Genomic DNA, 18670 nt, shown 5'->3' with positions numbered 1-18670 from the left:
CATGAGTCTCGACGAGTATCGCAAAAAACGAAGTTTTGAGAATACACCAGAGCCAAAAGATGCTTACGATAACTCCAATAAGCTTCGGTTTGTGGTGCAACGGCATCGTGCAAGCCACTTGCATTACGATTTACGCTTAGAAATGGAAGGCGTTTTAAAAAGTTGGGCGGTACCTAAAGGTCCTTCAATGAATCCAAAGGATAAGCGACTTGCTGTACATACTGAAGATCATCCAGTCGCTTATTTAAATTTTGAAGGCATTATTCCTAAAGGAAATTATGGAGCGGGAAAAATGAGTATTTGGGATAGTGGGTATTATGAAAGCTTGTATGACAATGAAGATCTACCTACCGATTATGCTGAGGGCAAATTGAAAATTGTCTGTCATGGCAAACGCTTAAAAGGTATTTTTACATTGGTACGTTCTTCATCAATGAACAAAAAAAATCAATGGTTGCTCATAAAACACGAAGATGAATTTGCTACCAACCTAAATTATGATGCAGAGGACTATGGATTGGAATCTTTTACCAATACAGAATCCAAAGAGACGAAACTGCTCAGCCTTAAGTCTTTTGTTAAACCAATGCTGGCATCACCAGCTAAAAAAGTGTTTAATAGCAAAGATTGGATTTTCGAATTGAAATATGATGGTTATAGGGCCTTAGCAAATATCAATTCGGCTGAAGTGGAATTGTACACCAGAAATGGCATTTCCTTGAATGAAAAATTCAAAATTATCTATAACGAACTTTCCGCTATAGAACACAATGCCATTTTAGATGGTGAAATTGTAATTTTAGATGAACAGGGTATTCCTAAATTTAATGCGCTTCAAAATTATGATGAAAAATCCACTAAAGGCCATTTGGTTTATTATGTATTCGATTTATTGTTCTTGAATGATCACAGCACTTTAGAACTTCCTTTATTAGATAGAAAACAACTTTTAAAAGCATTACTTGCCGAATCGTCTCATATTAAATATTGCGATCATATTGAAAGCATGGGAAATACGGTTTACAATCAAGCCATAGAAATGGGCATGGAAGGTATTATTGCTAAAAAAGCGAATTCTAAATATTACACAAATACCAGATCGCCAGATTGGTTGAAATTTAAGAAGGTTGAAAATTCAGAAGCTATAATTTGTGGTTATACGCATTCTAAAACTAAGTCGCGAAAATTTGCTTCCTTAATTTTGGGTATGGTTGAAGATGACCAATTGGTATATGTGGGTACTTGTGGTTCGGGGTTTTCTGAAGCACAGATTAAGGAACTTTACAAAAAGTTTGAAGTATTGAAAATCGACACACCAGTTTTTGATATCAAAAGTCATCTCAAAGGAAGAGAAGCTACTTGGTTAATACCCAAGTTAGTTTGCGAGGTGAAATTAGCAGAGTGGACCTCAGCAAATGTAATGCGACATCCTGTGTTTAAGCGATTACGTGAAGACAAATCGGTTCCTGTATCTGTTGAAAATACGTCTGAAACCCTTCAAAAAAAAGAGAAAAAAACAAATACCGAATCCATACTCGATGTCAATGGAATTGACGTTGCTATTTCCAATATCGACAAAATGTATTGGCCTACCCAAAGTTTAACCAAGTATGATTTAATGGATTACTATTTAAAAATGTCGGATATTATTTTGCCCTATTTAAAAGATCGACCGCAAAGTTTGCATCGCCATCCCAATGGTATTCAAGGCGATTCATTTTATCAGAAAGACAACGACAATTTACCTAAATGGATTGAAACGGTTCCTATATACTCTAAATCTTCAGAAAAAGAGATTAATTATCTATTATGCCAAAATGAAGCCACCTTATTGTATATGAATAACTTAGGCTGCATAGAATTGCATCCATGGCATTCAACAATTTTTCAATTAGATCACCCAGATTATACAATTATCGATTTAGATCCTTCAGAGAGCAATACTTTTGAACAGGTTATAGAAACCGCTTTAGTAGCCAAAGACATTTTAGACAAAGCAAAAATTGATAGTTATTGCAAAACCTCTGGTGCGTCAGGACTTCACATTTATATCCCATTAGGTGGACAATACACTTATGGTGAAGCCCGAGATTTTACTAAATTAATTTGTATATATATTCAAGAGCGACTTCCAAAACTAACCACATTAGAACGTTCACTAAAAAAACGAGGTCCAAAAATATACTTAGACTATTTACAAAATCGAAGAGGTCAAACGATAGCATCTGCTTATAGTTTAAGGCCAACTAAAGAAGCCACAGTTTCCAAGCCACTTCTATGGTCTGAACTAAAAAATGGATTGCGTGTTGAAGATTTTAATATACATTCAGTTCCTAAAAGAATTAATTCAATGCAAGATCCTTTTTCTGGCATATTAAAAAAAGGCATTGATATGAATCAAGCACTTGATAATTTAAGTGAAATTTAAAAACCTACTGAACTAATCGAAAAAAATATGGAAGATATTATTGGAATATTAGCGGGTATTTTTACGACTGTTGCAGTTTTACCTCAGATAATCAAAGCTGTAAAAACTAAAAAAGTTGAAGATGTTAGTACATTTATGTTTGTTATATTATGCTTAGGCGTTGGCCTTTGGACGGTTTATGGTATTATGAAAAAAGATTGGCCAATTATAATAACCAATGGGATTTCATGTATATTAAATGGCATTATGTTATATATCGTTTTAACACAAAATAAAAATTGTGGCAAAAATTAAATGATTATAGGAAATGAGCCAAAATTAATCTTGATTGAGTAAGTAATTAAAATATTTTACAATTAACTTTAGTGAAACAGTTTTTCATTTAAATAATAAATAACATGGCAAAAGACAGAGAAAATCCAAAAACGGAACATGCAAAAAAACTTCATCAAAATGCTACCGATGAAAAAGGTCCACAAAAGAAAGAACACTATAACCAATATGGTAAACAAGGTGATGACCGTGTAGAGCGAGGAGCGACTAAAAATAAATAACGGTTTTACGCTTGTTACAAATAATTTCAAATGAACGGTTTAGTTGTATTAAACCGTTTTTTTTTATTGTAAACTATTAAGAAATTGACTACTCAATGGGTAAAACAGTTTGGATAAAAAATAACTTTAATGGTAACACATTTATTGGTGCACAGTTAATACTGTACTCGTATTTAACTTTTTTAATGTGGAGATAGCCTTAGATTTATAGAGACCAATTTTGAATTAACAATGTTGTATTTCTTAATTATTAACAAATAACATTGTATTTTCTTTACGCATTTTAAAGAGAATATAAATATAGCTATTAATCTGTCTGTTTACTTTTTATCGACATCAAATATCTCAATCTCACCAAGTCATAATGGCTTACCTTATTTGGTTGAGCAGATATGAAACAGTGATTATTAACAACTACAATGTTTTTAAAACTTTTTAATTATTTTTTTTTCAGAGTTAAAATCAACTAAAACAGAATCTTTAAAAAATTCGACAACTTTCAATCCTTCGGTAAAATCTTCTCCAATTTTTTTTCTAAAAAACTTATTATCAATCTTAATCAATATTAATGGATCATTTGCTTTTTCTTCTTTGACGAAACCTAAGTATTCAATATTAGGCCAATTTTGATTTATTGGAGTTTCTATTTTTTTTATTTGATTAAAAGGTTTGCGTGTTTTATCTGTCCTTTGATTATTGTTCAAAGTCCCAAGGAATGGATCTCTGGTATATCTTTTTAAATTAAATGTGTCTTTTGCTATTTGCGGTACATCTATTATTTTTTGAGAAACAGTATTTAAATTCCTGTAACTATTTGAAATTAATGCTCTATTTATAAATTGATAGATTAATATACTCCAAATAATAGCGACAACAAGAATGAGAATTCTATTTATATTTTTTTTAGACATTCTTAATTTACTACAATCTTGTTAAATGTGGAAAAAGCACTTTGATTACCTGCATCATCACTTGTTATTACTCTCCAATAATAATCTCCTGTTTGATTGAAAATTATGCTTTGCGAATTTGTAGATGTATTGTAAGTATCTGGATTTACAAATGTTGTATTCGTTGCTATTTCTAAAGTATTGGTCAATGGTGCATTTACATTACCTGGGTCCGTACCTGTACTCCATGTGAAAACAACTTCTGTATTTACTGTTGTTGTGGCATTATCTGCAGGTGAAACTAATGATGGAGTATTAGGAATAGCAGTATCTAAAAAAATACTTCTACTTGAAAAATCTGTTTCAGTTGCTGTACTATTATTTATAGCTTTTACTTTCCAAATATACTCCGCATCTTCATTTAAATATGTATCTATTAAAGTGTGAGAGGTATTTGTTAAATCGCTTTCTTGATATACAGTTGTTATATTCCCAGAAATTTGTTTATCCAATTCAAATGTATAGGAGTCTGCAGTATTTATACTTGACCAAGTCGTTAAAATTCCAGATGGTGAATTTATATAATAGTTATTGGTTGGTGTATTAAGAAACACCATTTGGTTCGATAAATCGTCTGAAGCTTCAACCATAAAATCTACTTGGAATGTATAAGCTGTTTGATAAGCAAAATTTTCTCCTCTTACTCGCCATTTATAGGATCCTGGTTCTAACGGATACTCTAAATTGTTAATCGAAACCAATGAGTCTAAAATAATACTATTTGTATTATTTTCTATTTGAAGTCTATAATCATCTGCTCCTTCGAGTGTGTTCCATTGGAATGAAACAGTATTAGAGGTGATTATTTGTCCTGAGCCTGGTGCTATGATCGTTACCATATTATTTGTTAAATCCTCCTCTACAATATCATCACAGCTATAACACGAAATGACAATAACTGCCAACGAAATTGTTTTTATGATATTAATTATTTTGAACACTTTTTTCATAATTTTGAAATATAATTTTTGAATATAATTTTTCTTTTCTTGTTTTAAAATCCTTTTTTTTAAAAAAGGATACATTTACTAATCTTGAATAAACGAATTCTTTTTCAAAACTGTAAACAGTCTCTAATAAATCTTCAAAAGCACCTTCAAGTGTTAACTGATTTGAATAAATATTAAAGTCATTATCAATAGCACTATGCACTTCTTCTATATTTATTACTGACACAGAAGGACTACTATTAGTCACAAAATTTAAAATTTCTTGTTGCACTAATTCTGGTTCTATATTATCTTCCCCAATGAGATTGTTTAAAAACTGAATCTCTTTATCAAGTATACTAACGCTATTAGAAGAAACATTTATATAGTCTAGACGCTCTATAAGCGATTTACTTTCTTTATATGAATCAATGGTTAAACTAAATGATCTTTTATAGGCACTAATACTTAATACTACGCCAATCATAATTAACGCAAAAAATTTTTTTTTGTAAGAAATATTATTAAACATTCTACTTGATATTTATTTTTATTTCGAAATCGTAATTACTATTTCTATTTGCTGTATAAGTAATAATATCGGACTTTGTAATCCAATCAATCTTTTTTAAATTTTTATACCAATTATTAAATAATGTATTTGAAGAAGATTCTCCTTTTATGGAAATTACATTTTCTTCAAATTTTATCTTTTCTGAAGGTTTTATTTTTCTATCATATGGAAATAATGAAAATGTGTTTAAAGTGATAGATTTAGGGATATCTATCGTTAATTGATTTATATAGAATGCCAAAAAGCGTGATGTAAAAACACCCGATTCATTTAAAATTTCCTTTTTATTGTCTCTATCTTTTTGAAGATTTTTAACAATATTGTAAGTTTCCTGTACAGATTCAATATTTGAACTTAATGTATAAATTTTCTTATTATAAAAATTTAACAGAAAATAGCTTAATAATAAAAGACTAAAAAATATACTTAAGATAGTTATACCTAAAGTTTCAAAATATTTTTTAAAACTAACCTCTTCTTTATTTTTTTGAAGAAAACCACTTTCATAATTGAAGTGACTAATTGGACGAAAATAATTGATAGCCCCAGCTAACAAAGCGGTTTCCCTTTCTGATAATGTTTGATTATCTATTGTTATCGTTTTCTTTTCGTTTGTCTTTTTAAAATTATATAATCTATTTTCTACGATAATTAATTCTATATCGTTAGAAATTATTTGATCTTTTTTTTCAATGCTTGATAAAATAGAAGCAATAAATGGACCAATGCTATAATCAACGATGAAAAAATTAGTATCATTAAACATTTCAATAAACTTATGTACTTTCTTTTTTCTTATTACCGATATGAACACTTCTTTTTCTTGTAAATGTTCGTAAAAGTAGAAATCGTTATTATCTACATTTAGAAGCGCTTTAGATTTATAATCTGGAGTGTTAGCTATTCTTTTATTCAATATACCTTTTCCGGAAAAATTAAGTACTATAGACGATTTTTTCTCTAAAGCTTTATTTAACTGATCAAATGAATTGAATGAAGACTGTTCGCTAATAGATAGTTTATTGTTTTTTTGAGAAACTTTTATAACATTATATGTTTCACTTTCTGCTTCAAAGTGTATACCAATTACTACTATAGTAGTGTTTTTTAATAATTTGTTTTTTAAATTACTAAGCATTATTAATAGGTTACAGTTGGTTTTATTAAAATATGGAGTTTAGATTTCGATTTCTTTTTAGACCTACCGCTAAAAAACCATTTTATAATTGGAATTCTGGCAAGAAAAGGCACTCCAGTTCCAGAATTTTCTCTGGTTAACTCATCTAAACCTCCTAAAAGTGTCATTTCATTATTCTTAACCCGTATTTCAGAATCGAAAGATTGTGTTGCTTTTCCTGGTGGTGCATTTTCCCCAGCTCTACCTAAAAAAGAATTTTTTTCAACTCGTAACTTTAAAGTAATTTGTTCATCTTTTGAAACAAATGGTTTTATTGTTACGCTCAAGTTTGCTTCTGTGGGTCTCCAAGTTCCAGATTGAGTAATTGTATTGTTTATCCCTGTATTGAAAATGCTATTATTTTGCTCAAAATAATAACTAGTTTCACCGATTGTTAATGTGGCTTCGTGACCACTTAAAGTAGCTATTTTGGGAGTTGATTCTAATTTTACAATTGAATTATTCTCTAAAAATTGCAAATTAGCATAAAATTGCTCTGTTACTTTTCCTAAGTTAAAAATCCCAAATCCATTAAAAATATCAATTAATCCATTTACGGATTCCGCATTTAAGTTGACATCTGTTGTGGGAAATAAAACTCCAGAAGTTACTCTATTTGCTCCATCTGGGTCAAGACCTGCTTTCATGCCTGTTTGAAGATCATGAGATTTATTATATTGAACAATAAAGACCTCTAATTGAACCATTGGTACGACCTTATCAATTTGATAAAGGTATAATCGTAACTCTTCTATCTTCGGTTTAGAGCCTGAAACTATCAAGCCGTTTAACTCTGGAAACTCTTTGACCTCTAAATCGATTTTTAATTCTGCAGGAATAGAATTCATAACAGTTTCTATGGTTCTATTCTCTAATTGTATTAACTCTGTTGCTCGTAGACCTTCTTCTGTTCTTTTACCTATAAAATAGAATCCTGAGTTATCTTGGTTAAAAGTAAATTCGTTACCTCTAAAAGCAATGTTTAATAAATCATTAAAGCTTATTTCGTTTGCAACTAGAGTTGTCTGTATATCTGTTGGTAAACTATACATATAATAGTTTAGCTTTAATTTCTCTGCTGCTTCCATGATAAGGCTTGTTACATCTGCCTCCTTAGCGTTAATATTTAGAAAACCAGAATCTGATGTAGACACCTCATAAAAACCTTCATTAAAATTATTATTTGCGACATTCTGTGTGCCTTTTCTTCTTCTATTATTTGATTGATTTTGATTAGCTACTACTGTTTTTACTTCTTTTGGTGTCTCGTCTTTTTCTAAAAAATAAGAGCCATTATCATTTTTTATTACTAATAGGCCATTGGATTGAGCAATCATATTCATAATATCATCAAATGGTCTGTTTTGAAAATAACCAGTAACTTTTTCATTTTTAATAGCTGGTGAAACAATTATATTTTTTCCTGATTCTTTAGTTATTTTTTCAGCGACTATAGGTAAAGAATCATTTCTTAGATTTACAGATAAAAAATCATTTTCCACTCTATATTTTATATCTATTGGTTTTTCTATTTTTATTTCTGGTGGCTTTTCTTCTTCTTTTCTCTTTTTAAATACAATAAATTTATTAACAAACTCTACTTCAATATTATATTGCTTAATTAAGAATAATAAAACTTCTTTAACTGGGACATCAAAGTAATTACTTTCAACAATGGTATTTAAACGAGGATCCACATCTACATTTAACCTATGCTCTAAAGCCAAAGAGCTTATAAATGTATAAAGGTTGAGACCTGTGACTTCAGATTCTACTTTTTCATTGAGTCCTGATTGAGTTAAAGACAATACTTCAAACTTATTTTTAATCTCTTCAATTGTAAGTTGCTGAGCTTGTATCAAGCTAGCAACAAACAATAATAATACTGTTATTTTTATTTTCATATTATCCATTAATCAATATAGCATAAACCTCTTCAAGTGATGTTTCACCAGCTGCAAATAATTTATATGCCTTATCTGAAAGCTTTTCTATACTTTCTATTCTATTTTGCTCTATATTATGAGCATCTGTTTTAATTTTATTTGACAATTCTTTATTTACAGGAATTACTTCATAAATAGCTCTTCTTCCCTTATATCCAGTGTAGTAACAGTCCTCACAGCCTCTTGCAACAGATTGTTGAACTATTTTAAATGGAACTTTATAATTTCTGGGCAACTCACTTTCATTAAAATCTTGTGTTTCTTTACAAGATCTACATAATTTTCTTAGTAATCGCTGTGCAACAGAAACATTTAGCGTTTCTGCTATTAAAAAAGCTGGTACACCCATATCTACTAATCTAGAAATAGTACCTAATGCGGAATTTGTATGTATTGTTGATAGTACTAAATGTCCTGTTAGAGATGCTCTAATGGCCATTTTTGCTGTTTCTGCATCTCTAATTTCTCCAAGCATAATAATATCTGGATCTTGACGTAAAAATGACCGTAAGGCACTTGTAAAGGTTAAGCCAATATTTTCTTTTAATTGGACTTGATTAATTCCTTCAAGAGTATATTCTATTGGATCTTCAACAGTGACTATATTACTTTTTATTTTATTTAGTAATTTCAAAGTAGCATATAATGTTGTGGTTTTTCCTGAACCTGTTGGACCACTTATAAGTACAATGCCATTTGTGTTTTTAACACCTTCAAGATATATTTCTTTCTCCTCAACTTCAAAACCTAATTGATCTAAGCTAATATTCGATGCGTCTTTACCCAAAATACGCATGACAATTTTCTCACCATATAGCGTTGGTAGGATAGAGACACGAATATCAAAATCACTATAGTTTATTCTTCCATCTTGAGGTAATCTTTTTTCGGTAATATCAAGATTAGATTTTATTTTAACCTTATTAACTAATTCTAAATAATTTTCTTTCGGGATTCTATATTTCTCAACTAATAAACCATCAATACGCAACCTTACTCTTGCTTCTGCTTCATAAACTTCAAAATGAATATCACTACTTGCGATTGCTTTTGCCTCGTAAATTAGCTTTTCTAAAAAATCTTTGTTATTTAAATCAACGGATTTATCTTTTATTTCGTGATCATTTTTACGATAATATACTGATAATGCTTTAGAGATTTGCTTTTCAGGTACTTTAATAAATTTTACTGCACAACCTAATATCATTTCTAACTCTTCATTATAGTCATTTGCATTAGTACTTGATATGAATAACGCTAATTCATTATTAGACTTTTCACTAGGTATTACTCTATAGTGATGTGCTACTTCGGCATTAATTAATTGCTGAATATCTGTAGTTATTTGTATGTTGCTATTTGTAATCAAATAATATTATGTGTATAAAATAGTTCTTTATTTGTTAGTGTATTAGCAGTTATAAAAAGAATTAAATAAATAGACAAATAACCAGCTAACGGGACATGTAGTTCTTTTCTATTATTAACAAGCATATGACACGCGACTGAAAAAAACATTCCTGAAATGAAAAAAATAATATATGTGGTTGAATAAAACAAAGGGATTATTGCAACAAAAAATACAATGTCACCTAATCCAATAGCTTTATTAATTGGGTTGGTGATTTTTTTAGACTTTACCGAAAAGTACAAAAAAAGACCTAAAATTACTAAAATTAAAAAACTTACGGTTATTAATAGCTCTTGTAGTTCCTGCTTTAAATAAATAAACTTTACTAAACCGAATATGAATAAAATTATTGGCAAAGTGTAATGTATTGCTCTTTGCTTAATATCTTGAATGGTGATAAAAAGTAAGACTATTAGTAGTAGTATGTTAATAATTAGGAGCAAAAATAAAATTAATCTTTAACGGTTTCCACTAGAATTTTTCTATGATCGATCTCCCAAGTATTGTAATTACCGTCGTCGTCAAAATCTTTTATAGAAACTGCTCTTGCTTTAAAGGAATTAATGGATGCGTCTATAATTTCTATCTTATAAACTGCCTGACCTCCTTGGTCTATAGTCGCTTCTTGCTCAAAACCTAGCTCTTCAAAACTTGATGTATATTTTGAAAACCTGAAATTATAGCTTTTTTCTAACCCATATAAATGATTAAGCATCTTTTGAGCCTCTATACCTCTGGCTTGAGCAACCACTGAGGTTTGATTAGGCAGTACCATCATTAATAATATTCCTATTATTGCCAAAACAATTAATATTTCAGTCAAAGAGTAGGCGTCTAAATAAGCCTTATTATTTTTTAAATTCTTCATATCGTCAAATATTATGGATTTTTACTTAAGTCCATGGCTCCAATACTCGTAAAAATATCATTTTTTTTACTCTTTTAAGTTTCTCAACCAATTATTTTACTCAAATCAAACATTGGTGAATACATTGCAATCATTATAACACCTACAATAAGACCAATTATTATAATAATCAAGGGTTCTAAAATAACACCAATCATTTTGGTTTGATGTTCAATTTCCTCGTTGTATTGCTCAGACAATCTTTCAAACATAGTGTCTAATTTATTTATTTCTTCAGCTACTTTTATCATTGACACAAATTTGTAATCATACACTCTATACTTAGATAGACTTTCGCCTAAAGCTAAACCTTTTAAAATATCTGCTTTAACATTATTTAAGCTATATTCTATTGGATAGAAATCAATCATCTTATGCGTTAAATCTAAGGAAATCACTAAAGGAGTTTTGGCAGATAGTAATAAACTTAGTGATTGACATAATCTGGACATGTAAATTTTTCTTATTAAAGCACCAAAAAAAGGAGTTTTTAGAACGATTTGCGAGGTAAATTTCCTATACCAATCTTTTTTCTTGTTCAGAACATGAAACGCTATAATTGCTATAACGCTAAAAATGAATACTCCTGATATTGTAGAAAAATTGTTAGAAATTTTTATTATCCTCTGAGTTAACGGTGGAAGCTCGGCTCCAAACTGTTTAAAAACCGATGAAAACATAGGCACGACATTGTTCATCATGAAATATAATACACCAAATGTTACTGATAAAACAAAAGCTGGATAAGTAAATACAGAGATAAGCTGTCTTCTCATTTTTATTTTTCTATCGAAATATTTTTGTAGCTCTATTAAAACTCGATCCAACTTTCTGGTTTCTTCACCTATTTTTACACTGTAATATTCGTATGCCGAAAATCTACGACTATTTTGCATCGCTTCGTGCAGAGATTTACCTTGTATTACTTGTTTTTTTATAGTGCTTATTAATGCCTTATCGGTTTTGCTTTTATATTGTTCTTCAATAATTTCTAATGCCTGCTTAAAGTCTATTCCAGACTGAATTAAAATCGCTAACTCTTTATAAAAACGCTCTTTCTTTTTATCTGAAAACCCTTTAGAAAACTGTATTTCTCTATTAAAAACATTTGTTTTCTTTGACTCAAAATTTGTTTTTTGATTGTATGTTGATAAATCAATTCCCATTACTAAAAAACTGTTTATTTACTCGATTTGACACTCCAAAATCTTTATAATAATAGCCTACAATGTCTTGGTCAAACATATGATATGTTACTTGAAGTGGTCTTCTTTTATTGATAAATAATAGGTTATTTTCCACTATGTTAAAAGTTTTTATTTCTATACTAAACGTATCTATACTGTTAACATGTGTTCTAATTAGCTTATTATTTGCGTGTGCGTATTTTATACTGTCACTTTGGATGGTTAATAGTAATTCATTTGCGGTATAACTGATATTACTGGCATTATGTAAATCTCTTATTAACAAAGAATTTAATTGATTATAATTATTAATTTGCTCTGTTTGATTACTGTATTGATACAATTGTTTAGAGAGTAGCGTAAATATTACATAAACCATAGCTATAATAATACTCATTATTGCTAAGCTTATTACAACCTCTAAAATAGTAAATGCCTTTATTCTTTTACTCAATTGCTTCAATATTTTCTACTTTTACTAAATATTCTACTTGTTCTTTTTTTGTTTCGGTCTCTAAAATAAATATGACTTGCTTTAAAAATATGCTGTAATCATTTGTCATTTTTTTTATTCTATAACTTTCAAAATCATAATTTTCATCTTCAAAGTCCTGTTGTTCTATTGTTTGTAAATGTAATTCTGTGATTTTTTGTTTTGCTTTATAATAGCTTATCTCGTAATCTGAGTCTAATAATTTTACATAAACCATAGTCGCTATAAAAACACAAATAGATATAATTGCAATAGCTATTACGGATTCTATTAACGAACTTGCTTTTAATTTATAATTCTTTAATAAGTTCATAAACTCTTGTTTCATCTTCAAATAAAGGTAATCCTATAAAAAAATCTGGTTGTTCTAATCTATTTATTACTCCATCAAGAAGGTGGTTTTCGTAAACTGCTCCAGCTGTTACAACATAAAACCTGTCTGTATATACTGTGCCAATAACTTTTCCTTTTAATTGAGTTTTACCATAACAATAAACATCACCTAAAACCTGAGCATTCTTTTCTATTGTTATCAATCTTTTTGATGATGCTTCGTATGTTGTTCCTGTAAGTACAATACCTCCTGCGATTTTACTATTTTCATCAACATAAATTTCAACTAATTCATCATCATTATCACTATCTATAAAAATACTTGACGGATAATGAAGATTTACATTTTTCATTAATTTTACACGTGTTTTTGCAAAAGTTTGTACGCTACCTTTAAAACCTGTATTAAATGTCACCTTTGGGGCTTGAATTAAAACATTTTCTAACTTAGCAGTTGCATCTATTGCAATCGAGTCTTTTGCTTGTATAATAAAATTACCATATAAAGATATCTCACTAAAATCGTAGGTTCCTTCTACTAAAACCACAATAGTGGGCTCATAAAAGCTATTGTATAGGGTTTTGTTTTTTATTTCGTCGAAATAAACTTCCTTTTCAATATCGCTAATATCGTCCGTAAACAAATTTAATTTTGGTAACTTATCTAAAGACACGCCAATATTTCCTTGAACTAAATTAGAACCCGTATAGGTTTGATTATTAATATAGGCTTGCTCAACACCGTAACTTGATACTTTAACATCTCCTATTAATCTTGCTTTACCTCCTATTTTAAGTTCTGTATTGTAATCTGTAAGATAAAGCGCTAATTTCTTATTACGAGTTTTGCTACCTATTAACCCTGTTTTAAAAATTGTATCATTTTTAAAATAGGTTTTTGTTTTTACAATATTATAGAATCCCCATTTTGAAACAGAATACTCCGTTACTAATTTATTATCTTCATTAACAATACTACCTTTGTTTATAAATATAGATGTATTTAGTTGATCTATTATCTTTAAAAAATTCGTTTCGCTATTAGCAACCAATTCGTTTTCTAAAAAAAATTGTTGGTTTAGCCTATGTTGATAATTAAATATTAATATAAGACTTCCGCAAAGTAAAGACACTATTAAACATATAAAAATGGCATAAAGTAGGGAACTAGCTTTTAGCATTTTTTTTATCTTTTTTAGAAAACAAGCGCTTTAAAAAAGAGTCTTTTTTAGGTTTCTTGTTTTTTTTGCTATGTGCATTAGTTTTATTGTCTTTTCGCTTAATCTTATTATCTCTTTTTTTGTCGTTTATTTCATTATTATTGAAGCCGTCTAAAGTATCTTTTCTAGTAAATAAGCGTTTAAAAAACGGTTTTTTATTATTGCCAGTAGAATCCTTTTTATTTACAATTATACCTTGCTTATAATTTAGGGTGTCTTTAGAAATATAATCTATCCACTGTCCAGATTTTTTATTGTTGTAATATCTTCCAGATGTTAAAACCTCTCCTTTGTTACTATATAACACAAACTCTCCATTAAGTTTACCATTACTATAATTTTTTATTGACTTTACTTGCCCATTTTCGAACCAGCTTTTCCACTGGTTGGTCTTTAAGCCAAAATCAAACTGCCCTTTCTCTGCTAATTGATTGTTTATGTAGTATTTGGTATAGTTGCCGTGTAATATATCACCACTATAATCTCTATTAGATTGGTGTATCTCGTTAGACTTGTACCAATAATATGTTTTATCTTTTTTAGGAAAAGTTGACTCTTTAGTTACAGAAAAGTCTTCTTTAAATTGTGTTGTTTGAATCTTTTTTTTATGAATAGAATCTTTACTTGCTCCGCATGAAGTGATTAACAAGATAATAAATAAGTGTTTTACTTTCATTTAACTAATATATATAATTTAAAATACATAATATATTTATTTATTACCGAAAAGCAAACATATTTAAGGTGAGTTTTAGTTAAAAAACTTGCCGTTTATAACTCATTTCTGTATTAATTAATTATTTTTAAACTTTAAAAGTTCTTTTATTCATTGTGTTTACAGCAAAAAGATTACTATCCTTTTGGGATGCTATTACCTAATAGGCATAAGGCAAGCAGTAGCTATCGTTACGGCTTCCAAGGACAAGAAAAAGATGATGAGATTAAAGGAGAAGGGAATTCTATAAATTATAAGTTTAGAATGCATGACCCTAGAGTTGGAAGGTTTTTTGCGGTGGATCCTTTAGAAAGAAGTTATCCATTTCAAAGTCCGTATGTTTTTGCAGGAAACAATCCAATTCTATATATAGATTATCTTGGTTTGGGTCCTGGAGACCCTGTAAAACATACAGTTAAAAAAGGTGATAATCTAACTGAAATTTCAAAAAAATATGGTGTTACAATTGATGATTTAATTGCTTTGAATGATATTGAAGACAGAGACCTAATCTTAATAGGTCAAGTATTAAGCGTTAATCCAGAGGCTAATTTTTCAAAAAATCCTAGAGGAGGATATAGAAATGCTAATAACCCTGATGGTGTAGAGGTCGAAAAAGACTATATAATTATGGTAGGAATAGATTTTGCTATTGGAGCGGAAGAGGAAAACTCAATGATTGTTGGAGGCGGTGCGTTAGAATCTGTCAAGAATTGGAAAGAAGTTGATGATAGAGTGACAAGTGGAATTTTAGAACTAAAAAGCGGTGAAATGTTCCCAGGTAAATCTGTTACAAGGAGTTTTCAAGCCGGTTCTTTGGCTTCAAATATGAAAAAGGGATTAAATGAAGCTTGGGAAAAAATTAAAAAATGGGAAAATCCGTTAGAAGATAATAGTCAAAATAGTCCAATTCACATTTTAGGTTCTTTTAATATGTCAATTAGAATCAATGCAAATGGCACATCGGCAACGGTTACTGTTTATGATTCTAAAACTCTAAAGTCAGGACTTGATAATCAATCAGAAAAGGCCAAAAATAGACCAAGAGGTGTTAATGACGATCTTGGTGATATATTAACAAATACATATCAAAGATATATATGGAACATAGATTTATAAGAAAAAGCATATTATTATTATTATCATTATTATTCAGTTGTTTTCAAAACGATAAAATTGATTATGAAGTTAAAATAGTTGATAACATCACATTATCTAAACAAGAAAATAGTAATAATGTAAATTTAATGTTTAAAGAGGAAGGAGATATCTACGCTGTAATTGTTAGCAACTGTTCTGAAGTTTATTTTGACTCATCTAACATGGTGATATATGTAAAAGAAGAAATCAATAGTTTTAATTATAATTTTCATAAAATTGAAATTGTTAATAAAAATGCTAAGTATATATTCAAAAGTGTTGAAAAGAGTATTTTAACTGAGAATAATTACCATGAGTATACAAAAAATCTAAATACCATATATCTTTCTCAAAATTAAGATTTGAGTTGATTTACACTACATATAGCATACTTCTCCAAAGTATGTCTAATTTAACCATATTGAGAACTTACTATAGGCACGAACTGCGAAGTGGAGAAAAATATTATCAATATTATAACTGAAAAATCCAGAAAGATTTGTTAACTATGAAGAATTACAAATTCATCAACCTCCAAAGAGTACCCAAAGAATAGCATACATCACCTCTTTTGTCAATAGCCTAACAGACCAAAACGATGAACGTTAAGCTTTTTGAAGACCGCCACGAGCGGGTCTTGGGCATCTACCCAAACTCCTATGGGTTTGGTTATGCGCTAATGCAGGGTGCTTTGACGGTAATTGACAAGGGTGTAGTCCGTATCCAGCCTATCGATAATACCGAAGCACTGGCAAAGGTCAAGGCACTTATAAAAAAGTACGAACCTGAGCGTGTTATTTTAGAGGATTTTGACGGTAATCGTTCGCATAAATGTGCGCGTGTAAAACAACTCATTAGAAGTATTTGCGCCTATTTAAAAGCACATAAAATTGAAGTATCACAGTTTTCTAGGGAGCAAATACGTATGGTTTTTGATATTTGGAATGCACGCTCTCGCTATGAGGTTGCTGAAGTGATTGCTAGAAATATCCCCAAGCTTAAAATGTTGTTTTTTGATAAGCCAAAGTACCCTAGAAGTGAGACCTATTACTTTGGACTGTTTGATGCCGTGTCGCTTTGCATTGTGTTTTACTATTTGAATGATTGAAATGTAACGCCTTTTTGGAGGTTCTTTTATACATTAAAATTCTTATAAAGAAATCATAAACTATAAAACACATTTTTATCAATTAGTATTGGAACTAACATATGAAATTAGCTTCTCATTTTGGGTTGCCCCAATATATCCATATCCTTTTTTATAATAAAATTGATAAATTCCATTAGACAATTCAGTTTTTATAACTAACAAATTTTTGTAATTACAAATAGGTGTTTCTAGAACTCCTTCATATGAAAGTATTGTGTAAAAAGTTTTTGAATCAGATGTCATCCACGAATCCCCTTTTTTAAACGAATTATCAAACCTAACCGAGTCTTCATCACAACATTTCTCATATTGCAATATCTTTCCTTTCTCTTTTCGTAAATACATTTTTATCTCATGTCCCGCCTGCCATTTTTGAGTGTATTCAATATATTTTTTACCATTAATGTATCTAGAACCACTTATAAATTCTACATACTGATGACTCCCAAAATGAATAGTTTTCTTTTCAATTGTTAAAGGAAAATAATCTTGACTAATATTATTTTCACAAAAATTCTGTTGTGCATTTAAGTTAAAAACAGTAAAAATAGACAAGAAGAATATGAGGTTAAATTTAGTCATTTGACTTTAAATAGATTAAACATTTTTTCAGCCATTTCAATGTAACTGTCGTATTTTTCTTTCTGTGCTGTAAAAGTAACAACGTAGGCTTTATTATCCTTAATAATCCATTTTTGCCATACTTTTAAATCTATAAACTGATTTCTAGAAGGATTACTTGGTAGTAAATAACTCATTTCTTTAGCAGTCTGACCTGATAGAAGTGATTTCTTAAAATCCAATATCGATTTCTCACCAATAGCTTGTTTAACTTGGTTATAAGTTAGATCAGAATATTCCTTTAAAGACATTCCTTTAGAACCTAAATCTTGGATTATTACGTTAAAATTTTCTTGAAACTTATCTGAAGAAGATTCTTTTGTTGATTTAAAAATAAATGTATCTTCTGTAAGATTTTTTGTTCTTTCCCAATTTATAGGTGAACTTATTGAAAAGGTTTTACCGTTATACTCTTTCCATTGAATAGTCTGACCATTACAAGATGAAAATGATAATGCTAATAATATGATGCGTAATTTATACATGAAAAGTGTTTTAATTTTTAAGTGAATTTCTATAAATAAAGCTTAAAATTACTATAGAAATAATGCCCACAACTAGTATTAAATAGAAAAATGACAATATGAAAGCTTTCTTTTTTGAAAACTTTTTAAATTCTTCAAAGTATTTTAAATATTTATTTTCTTTTAGAACAAGCACATAAACCATTATTAATGATGGCATCGCTAATAGCAGAAAGTGAAATTTTTGGTAGTTAAAATCGTTATTTACTTGAGCAATAATTAAGTTAAAGATACCAAGAGATGCAAAAAAATATAAACTTATAAGTAAACCACTAGCTATCATTGAGCTTACACCTTCTTCAGGATGCTCCATAGCGGAATCAAACTTTTTCAAATAATCTTGGTGATTCTTTTTATTATGGATTATTCTATGAATTAATACTATAGGATTTATATAATTAAATGCTATAT

The 18670-nt window shown here is 29.2% G+C and carries 22 protein-coding genes; 6 read left to right on the top strand and 16 right to left on the bottom strand.

Annotated elements, in window-relative coordinates; all coding sequences use genetic code 11:
* Position 1 precedes the first annotated feature (1 nt).
* The 3 genes from ligD to ACVC43_RS05055 all read left to right on the top strand — a co-directional run bounded on the left by ligD (position 2) and on the right by ACVC43_RS05055 (position 2982).
* Positions 2 to 2428, top strand: a complete 2427-nt coding sequence (gene ligD / locus ACVC43_RS05065) for a DNA ligase D (RefSeq protein WP_452223488.1) — start codon at positions 2 to 4, stop codon at positions 2426 to 2428.
* 27 nt (positions 2429 to 2455) lie between these two features.
* Positions 2456 to 2722, top strand: a complete 267-nt coding sequence (locus ACVC43_RS05060; RefSeq protein WP_452223487.1) for a SemiSWEET family sugar transporter — start codon at positions 2456 to 2458, stop codon at positions 2720 to 2722.
* 104 nt (positions 2723 to 2826) lie between these two features.
* The gene (locus ACVC43_RS05055) at positions 2827 to 2982 is read left to right on the top strand and encodes a hypothetical protein (RefSeq protein WP_452223486.1); all 156 of its coding nucleotides are present in this window, start codon (positions 2827 to 2829) and stop codon (positions 2980 to 2982) included.
* 425 nt (positions 2983 to 3407) lie between these two features.
* Here ACVC43_RS05055 and ACVC43_RS05050 read toward each other — a convergent pair whose 3' ends face one another.
* From ACVC43_RS05050 to ACVC43_RS04990, 13 genes are all read right to left on the bottom strand, one after another.
* Positions 3408 to 3893 carry a hypothetical protein gene (locus ACVC43_RS05050; protein WP_452223485.1) on the bottom strand — a complete coding sequence of 162 codons (486 nt, stop codon included), beginning with the start codon at positions 3891 to 3893 and terminating at the stop codon, positions 3408 to 3410.
* 2 nt (positions 3894 to 3895) lie between these two features.
* Positions 3896 to 4837: a hypothetical protein gene (locus tag ACVC43_RS05045; protein ID WP_452223484.1), complete on the bottom strand. Its 942-nt coding sequence runs from the start codon at positions 4835 to 4837 to the stop codon at positions 3896 to 3898.
* Positions 4838 to 4856: 19 nt separating this feature from the next.
* Positions 4857 to 5393: a hypothetical protein gene (locus ACVC43_RS05040; protein ID WP_452223483.1), complete on the bottom strand. Its 537-nt coding sequence runs from the start codon at positions 5391 to 5393 to the stop codon at positions 4857 to 4859.
* A 1-nt stretch (position 5394) separates the two neighbouring features.
* Positions 5395 to 6573, bottom strand: a complete 1179-nt coding sequence (locus ACVC43_RS05035; protein WP_452223482.1) for a PilN domain-containing protein — start codon at positions 6571 to 6573, stop codon at positions 5395 to 5397.
* 2 nt (positions 6574 to 6575) lie between these two features.
* Positions 6576 to 8516, bottom strand: coding sequence for a type II secretion system protein GspD (locus ACVC43_RS05030; protein WP_452223481.1), 1941 nt, complete (start codon positions 8514 to 8516; stop codon positions 6576 to 6578).
* A gap of 1 nt (position 8517) precedes the next feature.
* Positions 8518 to 9927, bottom strand: coding sequence for a GspE/PulE family protein (locus ACVC43_RS05025; protein WP_452223480.1), 1410 nt, complete (start codon positions 9925 to 9927; stop codon positions 8518 to 8520).
* Positions 9924 to 10412 (bottom strand): prepilin peptidase, encoded by a 489-nt coding sequence (locus tag ACVC43_RS05020; RefSeq protein WP_452223479.1) that lies wholly within the window; start codon positions 10410 to 10412, stop codon positions 9924 to 9926. Before ACVC43_RS05020 ends, ACVC43_RS05025 begins: the two co-directional genes overlap by 4 nt.
* A gap of 8 nt (positions 10413 to 10420) precedes the next feature.
* Positions 10421 to 10837, bottom strand: coding sequence for a prepilin-type N-terminal cleavage/methylation domain-containing protein (locus ACVC43_RS05015; RefSeq protein WP_452223478.1), 417 nt, complete (start codon positions 10835 to 10837; stop codon positions 10421 to 10423).
* Positions 10838 to 10920: 83 nt separating this feature from the next.
* Entirely contained in the window at positions 10921 to 12042 is a 1122-nt protein-coding gene (locus tag ACVC43_RS05010) for a type II secretion system F family protein (protein ID WP_452223477.1), read from the bottom strand.
* Positions 12032 to 12517, bottom strand: a complete 486-nt coding sequence (locus ACVC43_RS05005) for a PulJ/GspJ family protein (RefSeq protein WP_452223476.1) — start codon at positions 12515 to 12517, stop codon at positions 12032 to 12034. Before ACVC43_RS05005 ends, ACVC43_RS05010 begins: the two co-directional genes overlap by 11 nt.
* Positions 12510 to 12869, bottom strand: coding sequence for a hypothetical protein (locus tag ACVC43_RS05000; protein WP_452223475.1), 360 nt, complete (start codon positions 12867 to 12869; stop codon positions 12510 to 12512). The genes ACVC43_RS05005 and ACVC43_RS05000 overlap by 8 nt, the downstream gene beginning before the upstream one ends.
* Entirely contained in the window at positions 12847 to 14070 is a 1224-nt protein-coding gene (locus ACVC43_RS04995) for a hypothetical protein (protein ID WP_452223474.1), read from the bottom strand. The genes ACVC43_RS05000 and ACVC43_RS04995 overlap by 23 nt, the downstream gene beginning before the upstream one ends.
* Positions 14057 to 14785: a toxin-antitoxin system YwqK family antitoxin gene (locus tag ACVC43_RS04990; RefSeq protein WP_452223473.1), complete on the bottom strand. Its 729-nt coding sequence runs from the start codon at positions 14783 to 14785 to the stop codon at positions 14057 to 14059. Before ACVC43_RS04990 ends, ACVC43_RS04995 begins: the two co-directional genes overlap by 14 nt.
* 153 nt (positions 14786 to 14938) lie before the next feature.
* On the opposite strand from ACVC43_RS04990, the gene ACVC43_RS04985 reads away from it, so the two are divergent.
* From ACVC43_RS04985 to ACVC43_RS04975, 3 genes are all read left to right on the top strand, one after another.
* On the top strand, positions 14939 to 15943 hold the full coding sequence (locus ACVC43_RS04985; protein ID WP_452223472.1) for an RHS repeat-associated core domain-containing protein: 1005 nt from the start codon (positions 14939 to 14941) through the stop codon (positions 15941 to 15943).
* Positions 15925 to 16323, top strand: a complete 399-nt coding sequence (locus ACVC43_RS04980; RefSeq protein ID WP_452223471.1) for a hypothetical protein — start codon at positions 15925 to 15927, stop codon at positions 16321 to 16323. The genes ACVC43_RS04985 and ACVC43_RS04980 overlap by 19 nt, the downstream gene beginning before the upstream one ends.
* Positions 16324 to 16562: 239 nt before the next feature.
* Positions 16563 to 17072: a hypothetical protein gene (locus ACVC43_RS04975; protein ID WP_452223470.1), complete on the top strand. Its 510-nt coding sequence runs from the start codon at positions 16563 to 16565 to the stop codon at positions 17070 to 17072.
* A 78-nt stretch (positions 17073 to 17150) separates the two neighbouring features.
* Here the strand turns inward: ACVC43_RS04975 and ACVC43_RS04970 are convergent, their stop codons facing one another.
* The 3 genes from ACVC43_RS04970 to ACVC43_RS04960 are packed head-to-tail and all read right to left on the bottom strand — an operon-like array spanning position 17151 to position 18572.
* Positions 17151 to 17696, bottom strand: coding sequence for a hypothetical protein (locus ACVC43_RS04970; protein ID WP_452223469.1), 546 nt, complete (start codon positions 17694 to 17696; stop codon positions 17151 to 17153).
* Positions 17693 to 18220, bottom strand: a complete 528-nt coding sequence (locus ACVC43_RS04965; protein ID WP_452223468.1) for a hypothetical protein — start codon at positions 18218 to 18220, stop codon at positions 17693 to 17695. Before ACVC43_RS04965 ends, ACVC43_RS04970 begins: the two co-directional genes overlap by 4 nt.
* A 10-nt stretch (positions 18221 to 18230) precedes the next feature.
* Positions 18231 to 18572 carry a hypothetical protein gene (locus ACVC43_RS04960; protein WP_452223467.1) on the bottom strand — a complete coding sequence of 114 codons (342 nt, stop codon included), beginning with the start codon at positions 18570 to 18572 and terminating at the stop codon, positions 18231 to 18233.
* Positions 18573 to 18670: the final 98 nt, after the last annotated feature.

The organism is Lacinutrix chionoecetis (assembly GCF_053604665.1).
The sequence above is the reverse complement of the archived record's forward strand: the minus strand, read 5'-3'. Positions and strand labels throughout refer to the sequence as shown.